This is a genomic window from Streptomyces sp. NPDC001852 (genome assembly GCF_042891825.1).
Classification (GTDB): Bacteria; Actinomycetota; Actinomycetes; order Streptomycetales; family Streptomycetaceae; genus Streptomyces.
Genome location: NZ_JBIATN010000038.1, coordinates 47,167 through 60,935, shown reverse-complemented (window position 1 = coordinate 60,935; position 13,769 = coordinate 47,167). Strand labels below are relative to the sequence as shown.

Sequence of the window (13,769 nt, the reverse complement as noted above, 5' to 3'; positions counted from 1 at the left end):
GTATTTCCCCTTGTTTCCCCTCAGCCCGTGTACTGGGTGAAGACCTTGAGGTAGTCGTACGGCTGCTGTGGCACACCGCTGCAGGAGTCGCCGTCGGTGCCGGAGCCGCAGGGGCGGTCGCGGTTGGCGGACCAGTAGGTGAGGCGCGCGATGTGGTGCTGCCGGGCGTAGGCGAGCATGGTCCGGAAGTCGGCGACGCGGACGCGCTCACCGGAGTCGTCGGTCTTCCCGTTCATCGACGACAGGCCGATGTGGGCGTAGGCGGTGGCGTCGTCATAGCCGTAGGCCGCCTTGACCCGGGCCTTGAGACCCTCCATGGCCTGCGTCGTCAGGGTGCCCATGTTCGTGGTGCCGCCGCCGAAGTCGAACGGCATGACGCACCAGACGTCGTTCGACAGCCCGGACCTGGCCGCCCGCTGGATCATGTCGACGCCGGTGGCGTCGGGGCCGGATGTGGTGGTGCCGAAGGTGATGACCGTCTTCAGACCGGGGTTGTTGGCCTTCACGGTCTTCAGGGCGTCCACGACACGTTGGCGGACGGTGGCGTTCGACCACTCGGTGTTCTCGATGTCGATGTCCAGCGCCTTCAGCCTGTACGCGTTGATCACCTTCTGGTAGGCGCCGGCCAGTGCGGAGGCACTGGAGCACCTCTCCCCCAGCTTGGCGCCGCTCCAGCCGCCGACGGAGACGATCACGTCGCCGCCCGCGGACCGAATACGGTCTATCGCGGCCTGGTCGCTGCCGCCGGTCAGCGGCCGGGTGCCGTCCCACTTGGGGTTGCAGCTGCCGTCGGACAGGACGAAGGCGAGGGTGAACCACTTGACTCCGGTCGCCGACATCACCTGGGTCGGGTCCGGCGGATCGCCCCAGCCCAGGTACTCGTACGGGGCGACGGCCAGGCCGGGGGACGCCGCGAGTGCCGTGGCGGAGGCGGTGGGCCTGACCCGGACGAGCCGGGTCTCGCCGGGGCGGAGGGTCGCGCTGTAGGAGCCGGTGACCGTGCCCCTGTGGGAGCCGGACCACAGATCGGTGACGTCACCGGAGCCGGTGAAACCGACCTGGGACCAGTTCACAGTGACCGTGGCACTGCCGGAGGTCCCGGTGTTGAACAGGGCCACCAGGTAGTCGCCGTTGCTCTCCCGCTTGCTCCAGACCTGGCTGACACCGCTGTTCACGATGCGTTTCGCCGCGACCCCGTCCTGGTCCACGCCGATCAGCCGGTCGTTGGTCAGCATCGCCTTGTCGACCGGGTCGAGGTGGGTCAGGTCCGTGCCCAGCAGCAGCGGTGCCGCCGCCATCGACCACAGGGTGAACTGGGAGCGGCGCTGGTCGGCGGTGAGTCCCGCCCGGTCGCCGTTGCCGATCTCCACGGAGTCCAGGTCGTTCCAGCCGCCGGGCCCGGCGTACGGCTGCCAGGCGGCGGCCGAGTCGAAACGGGTGGAGACGTGCGACCAGTTCGTGAGCGGGTAACCGCTTCCATCGGGGCCGGGCCCGCAGTAGCACTCGACGTCGCCCTGGGTGCGCCAGCTGTTGGCGAGCGCGCGCCAGGTGGCGGCGTGGTCGAGGGGGAGGTTGTTGGACAGGGCGAAGGTGAGGGGCCGGCCGGTGGCCCGCAGGGCCTTGTCCCAGGCCCGTACGTCGGGGACGTCCTGGCTGCCCACGCCGTCGATCTTGAGGTAGTCGACGCCCCACGAGGCGAACTGCCGGGCCCAGGAGTCGACGAACTCCTGGGCGCCGGGCCGGGAGTAGTCGATGGCGTACATGTTCCTGCAGTTGTAGTTCTTCTCCGTCTTCGAGGTGTCCGCGATGTCCTTGGCGTGGTAGGGCGTGCCCTCGATCGGGGTGTTCCTCAGGACGGCGTTCCTCGCGATGCCCGGGGTGACGTAGAAGCCGAACTTCAGGCCCTTGGCGTGGATGTGGTCGGCGAGAGCCTTGATGCCGTCGGGGAACTTGGCGGTGTCCACGGCCCAGCGCCCGTACGAGTCGACCGTGAAACCGTTCGCGTCGCACTTCTGCCAGAAGTCGTCCAGGTTGACCTGCACGAAACCGTGGTCCTTCAGGCCGCTCGACGCCAGCGCGTCGGCCTGGGCCTCGATCTTCGCCTCGGTCGGCTGCCGGCGTACGAAGCTCCAGCTGCTCCAGCCCATGGCGGGCCGCAGGGACTGGCCGTTGTCGGAGGCGACCGCGGGAGAGGCGGCACCGGCGAGGGGCACCGCGGCGGCGACGAGCAGGCCGGCCGTCGCCGTCGTGAGGGTTCTGAGCCGGGTCATGGACGTCCCTTCGGTGCGGGTGTGGCGTAGGAGGTGCCGATCCAGGCCTCGTCGATGCGCAGCCGCTGGTAGCGGGCGGTGTCGCTGGAGGCGGCCCAGGTGGAGTCGATCTCCAGGCGGACGTAGCGGGCCGTGGCGGCGGGCAGGTCGATGACCTGGATCCCGCGCGCGCTGGGCAGCTGACCGGTCTTCACCGGGCTGCCCCAGTTCCTGCCGTCGTCGCTGAGGTAGACCTTGTAGTCCTTGATCCGTGCGGACTGCTCGGTGGCGGAGCGGGCGTAGGCGACGGAGTCCTCACGCTGGTTGAGCCCGATGTACTGGACCTTCTTCGCCGCTGCGAGGTCCAAGGTGAGGTTCACCGGGAGCGTCTTGTCGTTGTCCCAGTAGGTGAGGTAGTCACCGTCGCCGGCGGCGGAGCCGGGGTGGCCGCTCGCGGACGTGCTCGCGGTGACGCTGACTCCGGTCGCGATGCCCTGGCGCCCCGCGGTGATCACCTTGAAGACGGTGTCGTACGGGTCCCAGTCGCCGAGGCCGGTGAGGGTGAGGGCGCCGCCGGACTGCGACCAGGAAACCGGCGCTCCGGTGCGGAGGTTGGTGACCGAGGCGATGCGGTAGCCGTTGTCACGGATGCGCAGGGTCGAGGTCCTCGGCGGGGTCAGGACGTGGACGTACTGCCGGTTCGGGTCGTCCTTGGCGATGGTGGTGACGCCGTGGGCGCCGTCGTTCCAGAAGCCGGGCTTGAGGCCGCCGTACATGTAGCCGCCGCCCTCGGTGCCGTGCAGGGACTCCCAGATCCTGTCGAGGTAGGAGTTCGCGAAGGTGTTGAAGTCCGCCTGGTTGGCCGGGAACTTCCCGTTGACCTGGGCGGTCTCCGCCATGAGCGCCTTCACCGAGGAGCCCACGTTGGTGATCAGCCGGCCGAGCGTGAGCATCCTGTCGACGGTCGGGTTCGTGCCGTCGTACCACCAGGCGCCGGTCGACGGCAGCTTGAAGTCGGCCTCCGTCAGGCGGGGTTGGGCGGTGTAGATCGCCTGCGGGTAGTCGTAGGCGGGCGTCATCCCCGTCTTCTGCTCATTGCTGATCATGTCCATGATCGGCGTGTCTTCGTTGTTGTTGCTGAGCGTGTAGTTCGGACGCTTCTGATAGATCTGCGCGTAGAGGTTGTGGCTCTCCCAGTACGCGTTGTCGTTGTCGATCCAGAAGCCGCCGAGGTCCGGGTAGCGGTCCATGACCTCGAAGAAGTTGTCGTACGAGAACTGACCGAAGCCGTCGCGGGTGGTGAGGTCGATGTTCCTGCCCTTGTAGGCGGAGTAGGCGGCCGAGTCGAGCCACTCGTGGCCGCCCTCGTCGTGCCACTGGGGGTCGTCGGTCATGTAGAGGATGACCTTCATGCCCTTGGCCTTGGCCGCGTTGATCAGCTCACCGAGGAAGTCCCGCTCGGTCGAGCAGGAGCCGGGGATCTTCGACGGCCAGGGCCGGGCGTAGCCGAGCCGGCTGTGGAAGGTCGCCAGCACGATGTACTGCGTATGCAGTTTCCGCGCCTCGTTCACCCAGTAGTCCGGCGTCCAGCCACCGCTGGTGACGTCCTTCTCCCAGGCACTGCAACTGGTGTGCGCGGGGGCGGTGCGCAGGCCCCAGTGCAGGAAGAGGCCGCCGACGGAGGCGCGGAGGAAGGCCTGCCGGGGGTTCTCGACGTCGCGCGGGCGGACTGGGGCGGCGCAGTTCTGGCTCGATCCGGTGGCCGAGACGCGGAGGGCGCCGCCGTTGGTGGTGTGGCTGTCACTGACGCAGTAGCCGGTGACGGACTGGAAACCGAGGTCGTGCGGCGAGTGGCCGCCCTTCTGCGCGGTGAACCGGGTCAACCGGACGCCGCTCACCGCGTTGGCGATGAGGGCGGGGCGGCCGTCGTCCGCCGCGAACCTCACGGAGCTGTCGGTGAAGGTGACGCCGTCGGCATCGTGCAGGTACCAGCCGTACGCCGGCCGGGTGCCGATGCTCTTGGGGTTGTAGTCCTTCGGGTCGTTGCCCGGCACGCCGGTGGACATGGTGCCGTTGCCGCCCGGGACCGTGATGTCGACATGGTTGAAGCTGACATCGCTGATGCGGTGGCTGTCCTCGCCCCACAGGGTCGGGCTGAAGGACGGGCTGTTGCCGGTGGCCGTGATGTTGTCGTAGGTGACGTTGCTGATCGAGCCGACGCCCGGACTGTTGCCGCACCGCTTCCGCGTTCCGATCTTCTCCATGATCGGCGAGTGCACGTTCGTCATGGTGATGTCGCGGTAGTGGACGTCGGAGATGCTCGCGCCGTCCATGGAGACCATGCCGAGCCCGGACTTGCCGGCGCCCTCGATACGGATCTTCTCGAACTGGTAGTCGGAGAAGTCGCCGCAGGTCTCGGAGCCGAACATCAGGGCGTTGCAGCAGCGCGCCGACAGCACCGAATCGCTCACGCGCACATGGCCGTTGGGGAGCTTGGCGCCGAGGGCGTAGTCGCTCTTGAAGACCAGGGCGTCGTCGTTGGCGGCGATGTGCGCGTTGGTGATCGTGACGTTCGTGGTGGAGATGACGTTCCAGCCGTCGCGGTCGCTCGCGGTGTCTATGGTCAGGCCGTCGGAGACGACGTTCGTGCAGCCGTTGATCAGGGCGGCGAAGTGGCCGCCGCGGCGCAGGGTGAGACCGTCGCCGAGCCGGAGCCCGTCGCAGCGGGTCAGCGAGAGGATCTTGTCGGCCTGGCCGGACTTCGGGTTGCCGGTGATCAGGTTTCCGGCGCCGTCGATGACCCCGCCGCCGGTGAAACCGATGTCGGTCAGCCGGTCGCCGTAGATCATCGCGTCGTGGAAGTGGCTGTGCCCGTAGTCCTGGTACTTGTCGTTCGGATTGGACTCGGGCGGGTCGTAGGTGCCGGAGGAGGAGCCCTGCAGGGTGGCGCCCTTGTCGACCTGGAGCGTCACATGGCTCTTCATGTGGATGGTGTTGCCGGACCTGTAGGTGCCGGCCGGGAAGCGGACCGTCCCGCCGCCGGCTGCGTTGGCGGCGGTGATGGCCTTGTCGACGGCGGGGGTGTCGTTGGTGGAGCCGTCGCCCTTGGCGCCGTAGTCGCGCACGTCGTAAACGGTGGCCGGACGGGGCGTGGCGGGGTGCGGGGCGGCGAGGGCGGCGGGGTGGGCGAGGCCGAGGACGACGGCGAGGACGCACAGGACGATCGCCGCCGCCCGTCTCGGGTCGGCGATGCGGGGTTTCACGAGGACGGCTCCTTCAGGCGAGTTGGTAGCCGCGGAGGTTGGTGAGCAGCAGGTAGGTGTCCTGCAGGGAACCGGAGGTGTCGCCGAGGGAGCGGTAGATGCCCCACTTGGGGCGCACTCGGTCGGCGAGGAAGGTGTCGACACCGGATCTGGACGTGTCGACGACGGTGGTGGAGCCGCTCTTGAGGATCCAGCGGACGGAGCCGGCCTGGCCGTTGCCGACCTTGATCTGGAAGTCGACGTCGGTCCATGTGTCGTGCAGGGGATCGAGGCCGGTGCTGCCGACGAGGATGTCGTCCACGGCGAGCCGGAGTTCGATGGTCTGCGTACCGTTCACCCGCCGCAGCGACTGCACGACGATCGGGGAGGTGCCGGCGCCGGGCTGTTTCATCTGCATGATGTGGGTGAAGGTGGTCGTCCCCTTCAGGGTGCTGGGGATGTACATCGAGTACGTGAGCCGCCAGGTCTGGCCCTCGGTCCACTTCAGATAGCTGTCGGCGCCGGTGCGCAGGCCGGTGACCTCTTGGCGCTGGCGGTCGGTGGAGGTGTCCCGGTCGACCGTGTGCATGTTGAAGCGCCAGTTGTCGCCGGTGGCGAAGATGTGCGGATGGCCGGCCGGGTGGGAGTGCGCGCGGTCGTCCTCGACGGTCTCGAAGGCGCCGAGCCTGTCGGTGCGCGCCGACGGCGACCACTTCAGCTGCCAGGAGGCGGCGTGGGCCTCGGCGGCGGGCAGGCCGGTCGCGGCTGCCGCGGCGCCGCCGAGCGCGGCACCCAGCACAGCCCTTCTGGATGTGCTCATGACACTTGATCACCTCGCAGTTGCTCGTTCATGATCAGAAAGGCCCCGAGGCCGTGGAAGTCGTTGGTCGCCCGGGTGCGGCCGACGTAGTACGCGTAGTCGCCGACGTTGGTGCCGACGGAGATGTCGGCCAGGTTCGTACGGCCGTCCGTGCCGATCGACAACCGGGCCAGCACACCCTGGCGACCGCGCCGGGCGATCGCGTCGAAGTGCGGGTCCAGATAGCCCTGTTGGACACCGCGGGACAGGGCGTAGGCGAACATGCTGGAGCAGGAGGTCTCGGTCCAGTTGTCCGGCCGGGACCCCTTGTCCATCACCTGGAACCAGCGCCCGGACGCCGGGTCCTGGTACTTCTCCAGGGAGGAGGCCAACGTCCGCAGGATGCTGAGCAGTTGGGGACGCCGGGGCTGGTCGGCGGGGATCGCGTCGAGGACGTTCACCAGCGCCATGGCGTACCAGCCGACGGCACGGCACCAGTGCTCCGGGGCGAGCCCGGTGGCCGGGTCGGCCCAGCTCGCCGACCTCGACTCGTCGTAGGCGTGCCGCAACAGGCCGTTCGCCACCTGGAGATGACCGCCGTAGACGGCCACCTGCTTGGCGGCCTCGCTGTTCGTGTACGCGCTGTCGCCGAACTCCCTGCCGTACTCGACCAGGAACGGGTTCACCATGTAGGCGCCGTCCGCCCACAGTTGGTGCGCCCGGCTGCTGGTGTCGGCGTGCCAGAAGCCGCCGTCGGAGGTGCGCGGATAGCTGTCCAGGCGGTCGCGGATCTTCCTTGCGGCCCTGCCGTAGCGGTCCTGGCCGGTCTCGTGGTGCAGGATCACCAGCAGCCGGCCCGCCTGCATGCTGTCGAGGCTGTCGAAGGTCTGGTCGATCGTGCCGTCGCGGTGCACGAACCGGTCGACGTAGGCCTTGATGTAGGCGAGCAGGCGGGGGTCGTGGGTGCGCCGGTACACGAGGTACTGGCCGTAGAGATACAGACCCACGGGGTACGACCAGCCGCCGATGGTGGCCGGTGTGTAGCGCGCCATGGTGGAGTCCACGACGTCCGTGGACCAGTCGCGGGCGGCGGCGGGACGGGACGCGGGGGTCGGCGCGGAGGGTGCGGGGGCGGCGCTCGCCGGGGGTGCGGGGGCGGCGCTCGCCGGGGGTGCGGTGGCGGGCAGCGCGGTCAGGGCGGCGGTGGCGAGCGTGACCGCGGTCAGTGCGGCCCGCCGGCGTCGGCGTCTCATGGTCCTCCTTCTCGGTGGACGTACGCGGGTGGATGTGCGGTACCGGCCGCGCCGTGGACCAGGGCGTCGACCAGAGGGCGGTCCGGGGCGTGTCGGCAGGCGGGGTCGGTGCGGGTGGCGTCGCCGGTCAGGGCGTATGCCTGGCAGCGGCAGCCGCCGTGGTCGACCGTGCGCAGGGCGCAGCCGCGGCACGGTTCGGGCATCCAGGTCTCGCCCCGGAAGGCGTTGAAGGCCCTCGACTCCCGCCAGATCCAGGCCAGTTCGCGGTGTGTCACGTTCGGCGGGTCCAGGCCGGGCAGGGTTCCGGCGGCCGGGCACGGCAGCACCGTGCCGTCCGGGGCGACGGTGAGCGAGAGGGCACCCCAGCCGCCCATGCAGGGTTTCGCGGTGGCGTCCACCAGGTCGGGGGCCACCCACACCAACTCCAGTGCGTCGCCCAGTCGTTCACGCCAGTGAGCCACTCGGGCACGGGCGCGGTCGACCTGGCCGCGTGAGGGCAGCAGCGCGGCGCGGTTGCGGGCCGCCCAGCCGTGGTACTGGGTGTTCGCCAGCTCGATCCGGTCGGCACCCCAGTCGAGGGCGAGCCGGATCAGGCCGTCGAGGTCGTCCAGGTTGCCGCGGTGCAGGACGGCGTTCAGCCCGAGGGGCAGTCCGGCCTCGCGGACCAGCCGGGCGGCGCGTTCCTTCGCGGTGAACGACCGTGCTCCCGCGATGCGTTCGGCGGTGGCTCGGTCGGTGTGCTGCACCGACAGCTGCACACTGCGCAGCCCGGCGCCGGTCAGCTCGTCCAGCCGGCGCTCGCCGAGGCCCACCCCGCTGGTGACGAGCTGGGTGTACAGGCCCGCGCCGTCGGCGGCGGCCACCAGGTCGGGCAGGTCGCGCCGCAGCAGCGGCTCGCCGCCGGACAGATGGGTGTGGACGACACCGAGGGCACCGGCCTGCCGGAAGGCCTCCGACCACTGCTCCGTGGACAACTCCGCTGACCGACCGACCAGTTCGACGGGGTTGGAGCAGTAGCCGCAGCGCAGCGGGCACGCGTGGGTGAGCTCGGCGAGCAGGGCCCAAGGGGGAGCGGGGGGTGCGGGAGGTACGGTCATCTCAGCCAGCCCTCCTTTCGTAACCGGTCCAGAAACTCCGGGACTTCGGCGGCGACGGGCGCGGCGGGGTGGCGTACGGCCAGCTCGGCGACGACGGCATCCAGGTCCCGGACGCCGTCGCACAGCCGGAGCACAGCGCCCGCGCTCCCGTCGAGCACCACCACCCGCTCCGGCAGCACCAACAGGTCGGCGTCCCGCACCGGATCGCGCCGCAGCACCACACCACGGGCGAGGACGGGGCGCCATGACGTGGCGGGCGGGTCCGGCGACACTGCTGTCGGCATGACCGTCGACGTCACCGTGGTCGATGTCGATGTCGATGTTGATGTCGATGTCGACGTCATGCGTCGCCCCGGTCCACCGCGTCCAGCAGGGCCCACAGCACCTCGCACTTGAACTCCAGTGCCTGGACGGCCCGTTGCTGCTCCTCGTGGGTACGGGCCCGGGCGAGGACCAGGGCGAGGGCCTGCTCGGCGTCCCGGGCGCCCTGGGTGACACGGGTACGGAAGTAGGCGAGGCCGGCCGGGTCGATCCACGGGTAGTGGCGTTCGAAGGCGGCGATGCGGGTGCGCATCAGGTCCGGGGCGGACAGTTCGGTCAGGGAGGCGGCGACGGCGTCCAGCACCGGGCGGCGCCCGCAGAAGGTGACGTACCCCTCCACCGCGAACCGCACCCCGGGCGGTACCCGGACGGTGTCCCACAGCTCCTCGCGGGCGAGGCCGGCCGCCTCGCCGAGCCGCAGCCAGCGCTCGATACCGCCCCCCGTGTCGTCGGTACCGTCCTGGTCGTGGATGCGGCGCAGCCAGGCGCGGCGCTCCTCCGGCCGTTCGAGCTTCGCGAGGATCAACGCGTCCTTGACGGGAATGTGCCGCTGGTAGTGAAAGCGGGCCGCGATCCAGCGGCGCAGTTCGGCGGGGGTCAGTTCGCCGCGGTGCATCCGCCGGTTGAAGGGGTGCCGGTCGTGGTAGCGCGTCGCGGTGACCGCGCGCAGCCGCTCGGTGAACTCGGCGGCGGGCCAGGCGGCGCGGCCGTCGGCTTCCGGTGGCGCCGCGGTCATGCGGCCGGGGGCGGCTCGGGCGGACGGCGGTCGGCGAGCGCGTAGGCGGTCACCTCCAGCGCGGTCTCCACGATGTGGTAACCAGGGCTTTTCCAGACCTTTTCATCCGATGTATCCGGAGCGGAGTGGTGCGTCAGGGCAGACGGGCGAAGGCTCTCGCTCATGCGTGCGTACTCGCTTTCCTGAGGGTGGGGGAGTCTCAGAAGGGCGCCGGAGGGAAGACGCGGCCGTGGTCAGGGGGCCGGGCCGACGGTTCACATGCATGCACTGGATTCAGCGACATGTCCAGCGGCTCGATACAGAGTTGCGGGACGGAGCGCTCCGGTCAATGGTCCGGACCGGAAACGTCGGATGCGTTTCCGGCCAATCTCCGGGAGCAGGGGCTGAATGACCGGTCAGTTCTGCCAGATCGTGCCGTCAGGAATGCATTGCGGCGCGTGATCGTTGACGATGGGAGTACCACCTGTCGACTACCGAAGGATCAACAGGCTCGTGAGCAGCAAGGTCCCCCCGATCATCCTGAACAACGGCGTCGAGATGCCCCAGCTGGGCTACGGCGTGTGGCAGGTGCCGGACGACGAGGCCGAGCGGACCGTCGCCACGGCGCTGGAGGCCGGGTACCGCAGCATCGACACCGCGGCCATATACGGCAACGAAGAGGGCACCGGCAAGGCCGTCGCCGCCTCCGGCCTGCCCCGCGAGGACATCTTCGTCACCACCAAGCTCTGGAACAGCGACCAGGGGTACGACGCCACACTGCGCGCCTTCGACGCGTCGCTGCGGAAGCTGGGGCTCGACTACCTCGACCTGTACCTGATCCACTGGCCGCTGCCGGCCCGCGGCACGTACACCGACACCTACAAGGCCTTCGAGAAGCTGCTGGCCGACGGCCGGGTCCGCGCCATCGGCGTGTCCAACTTCCTTCCCGAGCACCTCGAGCGGCTGATCTCCGAGACCTCCGTCATCCCGGCGGTCAACCAGATCGAGCTGCACCCGCATCTGCAGCAGCGCGCCGCCCGCGAGTTCCACGCCGAGCAGGGCATCGCGACCGAGGCCTGGTCGCCGCTCGGCCAGGGCAAGGGCCTGCTGGAGGTCCCGGCGATCGTCGCCATCGCGCAGAAGCACGGTCGCACCCCGGCCCAGGTCGTGCTGCGCTGGCACGTCCAGCTCGGCAACATCGTGATCCCGAAGTCGGTGACGCCGTCCCGGATCAGGGAGAACATCGAGGTCTTCGACTTCAGCCTGGACGACGAGGACCTCGCGGCGATCAGCGCGCTCAACGAGGACCGGCGCCTGGGCCCCGACCCGGCCACCTTCGACATGGGCTGACACCCCTCGTCGCCGGCCTGGGCTGCACGGCCGGCACCAACCGCGCACCACACGGCCGCGCGTCCCGTCCGCACGGCGGGACGGGCGGCCGTATGCGATGTGAGGGTGGTCAACCGGCGCGCCATGCGCCTGACCCGCGGCGCCTCGGACCGTACGGGCCACAGCCGGCACCGGGCCGTACGCCCGCACCACCCGTCGCACCACACGGTCGCGCGGCCGGGCGGGCACCGGGGATGGACGTGGGTGGGCCTGTGTGCCGGAGCGGACTCAGGGCGCCGAGGGGCGACCACCGATGACCCGGCACGGGGGCGCGCACCGCTGCATGACCCGAGCCGCCGCATGACCCGAGCCGGCGCAGGTCAGCCGCAGGCGCTCAGTCCCCCCGTACGTCCGCGTGGACGACCTCGAACTCCTCCAGGGCGACGACGGTGGAGTGTGCCTTTGCCGCGCCTTCGCGCCGGATCGCCGCGGCTCCGGCCCGGGACGCGGTGAGGGACGCGCGGTCGGCGAAGAGTACGCCCGCCATGCCGCGGCCGCGTTCGCGGTCCAGGAAGAGGGCCGCGCCGGCGAATCCGGGCAGGACCTCCAGCCGGGGCAGCGCGCCGGTGTGGAAGGTGTCGGCGGCGAGGTCCGCGTCGGCCGGGTCGAACTCGAGCCTGGTGACCCGCAGCCCGCCGCCGGTGACGGGCCGGCGCGCGCGGTGGAAGATGGCGGCCTCGTAGTTCTCGACCGCGACGGTCCCGGCGAAGGGCTGCAGCAGCTCCGGCCGCCGTACGCTCATCACCTCGTCGCTGTTGCGGCGCGCCTCCGCGGACTCCCACCAGCTGACCGTGAGCAGTTTGCCGAGGTCACGGTCGACGAAGACGCCCGCGCCCCGATAGCCGGGCCGCTCCTCCAGCAGGTCGTGCCCTCGCGTGTTCAGGGCCCCTACGGCCGTGCCCAGCCGCGCCGGATCACCGGTCGCGTACACCGTGCGTACGAACATGCGCGTCGCCTCCCGGAGCGGTGCCCCCTGCCGACCAACGCGGCCGACATATCCGGAAAAGTGGTCTCCTACAGTTTTGCCACGGTCTCAAATCACCGCAATACGCACAGCTTTCGGGAGCCCGCAACCGGAGGGTTGACGCGGACATGTACACGGGTCCACGGTGTACGCCACTCGGTAAGGAAACTTTCCTAACAGAAGGGCCCCACCGTGCGCCTTCGAACCCTGACCCTTGCCGCGGCCTCCGGGGCCGCCCTGCTGGCCGCCGGAGTGCTGCCCGCGCACGCGTCCGCCGGCCCGGCGGCGCGGACCGCTCCCGCCTCCGCCCAGGAGGGCTCGGTCAGCGCGGCCGATCTGCTCGCCAAGGTGAAGTCCTGCTCACAGATATCGAACGGCAAGTACAAGACCGACGACGAGACGTCGGCCACGGTCCCCGTGTGCGGCAAGAACGGCGCGGTGTTCTGGAAAGCCGACATGGACATCGACTGCGACGGCCAGCGCACCACCAACTGCAACGAGAACCGCGACCCCTGGTACCAGAACGACACCGCCTTCCACCAGTCCGACGGCAAGCCGCTGAAGGCGGAATCGCTCCCGTACATCGTCGTCCCCAGCTCCAGCAGCATCTGGAACTACTCCAGCGCCGGCATCAAGGGCGGCGGCGTGGTCGCGGTCATCTACAACAACAAGGTGGAGTACGCCGTCGTCGGCGACACCGGCCCCACGAAGATCATCGGCGAGGCGTCGTACGCCACCGCGAAGGCGCTCGGCATCGACCCGGACCCGAAGACGGGCGGCGCCGACTCGGGCGTGACCTACATCCTGTTCAAGAACTCCAGGGTCTCCCCCATCGAGAGCCACAGCGCCGCGGTCTCGCTCGGGGACCAGCTGGCCAAGCAGTTCCTGGCCAACAACTGACCGGCCCAGTACGTCAGTTGGGCTGGCCCAGCGGACGTACGACCACGGTGTTGACGTCGACCCCGGCCGGCTGCCCGATCGCCCAGACCACCGAGTCGGCGATCTGGTCCGCGGTCAGCAGGTGGCCCGGCGGCAGGCTGCCGAGCCCGTCCCAGAACGGGGTCTCCACCCGGCCGGGGGCGACCAGCGTCACGCCGATCCCGAACTCCGTGACCTGCCGCCGGGTGTTCTCGGCGAGCCCGGTGACCGCCCACTTGGTGGCGCCGTAGATGTTGCCCGGGGTGTTCACGAACCCGGCGACGCTGCCGATGAGGACGATCCGGCCGCGGGACTCCTTCAGCGCCTCGACGGAGGCCCGGACGAGCAGGGCCGGGCCGAGGACGTTGGTGAGCACCATCTCGGTCCAGCCGGCCGGGTCGCCCTCGGCGACGGTGTCGTGCGTGGCGAAGCCGGCGTTGGCGACGACCGTGTCCAGTCGGCCGTATGCCTTCAGCGTACGGTCGACCGCATCCTGTACATCGTCGAATGCCGACGCATTACCGGCGACCGTCAGCAGTTCCTCCGGATTCCCGAGCCCGTCGGCGAAGTCCCGCAGCCGGGCCTCCGTACGGCCGGTGACGGTCACCCGGTGACCGGCGGCCAGCAACTGCCGGGCGACGGCGGCGCCGATGCCGGTGGCGCCGCCGGTGATGAGTGCGACCGGAGAGTCGTTCATGTGGGGTTCCCCCTGTGTGTCGGTGAGAACGGGAGTCCATCACCTGGAGCGCTCTCGAAGTCAAGTGCCGTCGCGGGTACGGCGGGAGCGTATGTGCAGCGGCCGCCTGGGGGGGGGCGCCGTCG

The 13,769-nt window shown here is 70.1% G+C and carries 12 protein-coding genes; 2 read left to right on the top strand and 10 right to left on the bottom strand.

The window, feature by feature from the left end; translation table 11 throughout:
- Window positions 1-20 precede the first annotated feature (20 nt).
- The 8 genes from ACFYZB_RS41000 to pqqA are packed head-to-tail and all read right to left on the bottom strand — an operon-like array spanning window position 21 to window position 9,861.
- Window positions 21-2,270, bottom strand: coding sequence for an alpha-galactosidase (locus ACFYZB_RS41000; protein WP_388767005.1), 2,250 nt, complete (start codon window positions 2,268-2,270; stop codon window positions 21-23).
- Complete coding sequence (locus ACFYZB_RS40995) at window positions 2,267-5,512, bottom strand: glycosyl hydrolase family 28 protein (protein ID WP_388767004.1); 3,246 nt, start codon at window positions 5,510-5,512, stop codon at window positions 2,267-2,269. The genes ACFYZB_RS41000 and ACFYZB_RS40995 overlap by 4 nt, the downstream gene beginning before the upstream one ends.
- 13 nt (window positions 5,513-5,525) lie before the next feature.
- Window positions 5,526-6,311, bottom strand: a complete 786-nt coding sequence (locus tag ACFYZB_RS40990; protein ID WP_388767003.1) for a Tat pathway signal sequence domain protein — start codon at window positions 6,309-6,311, stop codon at window positions 5,526-5,528.
- Complete coding sequence (locus tag ACFYZB_RS40985) at window positions 6,308-7,543, bottom strand: glycoside hydrolase family 105 protein (protein ID WP_388767002.1); 1,236 nt, start codon at window positions 7,541-7,543, stop codon at window positions 6,308-6,310. Before ACFYZB_RS40985 ends, ACFYZB_RS40990 begins: the two co-directional genes overlap by 4 nt.
- The gene (gene pqqE, locus ACFYZB_RS40980) at window positions 7,540-8,640 is read right to left on the bottom strand and encodes a pyrroloquinoline quinone biosynthesis protein PqqE (protein WP_388767001.1); all 1,101 of its coding nucleotides are present in this window, start codon (window positions 8,638-8,640) and stop codon (window positions 7,540-7,542) included. Before pqqE ends, ACFYZB_RS40985 begins: the two co-directional genes overlap by 4 nt.
- Complete coding sequence (gene pqqD, locus ACFYZB_RS40975; RefSeq protein WP_388767000.1) at window positions 8,637-8,924, bottom strand: pyrroloquinoline quinone biosynthesis peptide chaperone PqqD; 288 nt, start codon at window positions 8,922-8,924, stop codon at window positions 8,637-8,639. Before pqqD ends, pqqE begins: the two co-directional genes overlap by 4 nt.
- A gap of 56 nt (window positions 8,925-8,980) precedes the next feature.
- Window positions 8,981-9,697: a pyrroloquinoline-quinone synthase PqqC gene (gene pqqC, locus ACFYZB_RS40970; protein ID WP_388766999.1), complete on the bottom strand. Its 717-nt coding sequence runs from the start codon at window positions 9,695-9,697 to the stop codon at window positions 8,981-8,983.
- Window positions 9,694-9,861 (bottom strand): pyrroloquinoline quinone precursor peptide PqqA, encoded by a 168-nt coding sequence (pqqA, locus tag ACFYZB_RS40965; protein WP_388766998.1) that lies wholly within the window; start codon window positions 9,859-9,861, stop codon window positions 9,694-9,696. Before pqqA ends, pqqC begins: the two co-directional genes overlap by 4 nt.
- Before the next feature lie 328 nt (window positions 9,862-10,189).
- On the opposite strand from pqqA, the gene ACFYZB_RS40960 reads away from it, so the two are divergent.
- Window positions 10,190-11,026: an aldo/keto reductase gene (locus ACFYZB_RS40960; protein ID WP_388766997.1), complete on the top strand. Its 837-nt coding sequence runs from the start codon at window positions 10,190-10,192 to the stop codon at window positions 11,024-11,026.
- A gap of 373 nt (window positions 11,027-11,399) precedes the next feature.
- On the opposite strand, the gene ACFYZB_RS40955 is transcribed toward ACFYZB_RS40960, so the two are convergent.
- Window positions 11,400-12,011, bottom strand: coding sequence for a hypothetical protein (locus ACFYZB_RS40955; protein ID WP_388766996.1), 612 nt, complete (start codon window positions 12,009-12,011; stop codon window positions 11,400-11,402).
- A gap of 210 nt (window positions 12,012-12,221) precedes the next feature.
- On the opposite strand from ACFYZB_RS40955, the gene ACFYZB_RS40950 reads away from it, so the two are divergent.
- Window positions 12,222-12,929, top strand: coding sequence for a glycoside hydrolase family 75 protein (locus tag ACFYZB_RS40950; RefSeq protein WP_351212042.1), 708 nt, complete (start codon window positions 12,222-12,224; stop codon window positions 12,927-12,929).
- A gap of 13 nt (window positions 12,930-12,942) precedes the next feature.
- Here the strand turns inward: ACFYZB_RS40950 and ACFYZB_RS40945 are convergent, their stop codons facing one another.
- Window positions 12,943-13,644 (bottom strand): SDR family oxidoreductase, encoded by a 702-nt coding sequence (locus ACFYZB_RS40945; protein WP_388766995.1) that lies wholly within the window; start codon window positions 13,642-13,644, stop codon window positions 12,943-12,945.
- Window positions 13,645-13,769: the final 125 nt, after the last annotated feature.

What these genes read in the sequence shown, in the direction of transcription:
- ACFYZB_RS41000 (WP_388767005.1), bottom strand. Translation starts at nt 2,270, where the DNA reads ATGACCCGGCTCAGAACCCTCACGACGGCGACGGCCGGCCTGCTCGTC.
- ACFYZB_RS40990 (WP_388767003.1), bottom strand. Translation starts at nt 6,311, where the DNA reads ATGAGCACATCCAGAAGGGCTGTGCTGGGTGCCGCGCTCGGCGGCGCC.
- ACFYZB_RS40985 (WP_388767002.1), bottom strand. Translation starts at nt 7,543, where the DNA reads ATGAGACGCCGACGCCGGCGGGCCGCACTGACCGCGGTCACGCTCGCC.
- pqqE (WP_388767001.1), bottom strand. Translation starts at nt 8,640, where the DNA reads ATGACCGTACCTCCCGCACCCCCCGCTCCCCCTTGGGCCCTGCTCGCC.
- pqqD (WP_388767000.1), bottom strand. Translation starts at nt 8,924, where the DNA reads ATGCCGACAGCAGTGTCGCCGGACCCGCCCGCCACGTCATGGCGCCCC.
- pqqC (WP_388766999.1), bottom strand. Translation starts at nt 9,697, where the DNA reads ATGACCGCGGCGCCACCGGAAGCCGACGGCCGCGCCGCCTGGCCCGCC.
- pqqA (WP_388766998.1), bottom strand. Translation starts at nt 9,861, where the DNA reads ATGAGCGAGAGCCTTCGCCCGTCTGCCCTGACGCACCACTCCGCTCCG.
- ACFYZB_RS40955 (WP_388766996.1), bottom strand. Translation starts at nt 12,011, where the DNA reads ATGTTCGTACGCACGGTGTACGCGACCGGTGATCCGGCGCGGCTGGGC.
- ACFYZB_RS40945 (WP_388766995.1), bottom strand. Translation starts at nt 13,644, where the DNA reads ATGAACGACTCTCCGGTCGCACTCATCACCGGCGGCGCCACCGGCATC.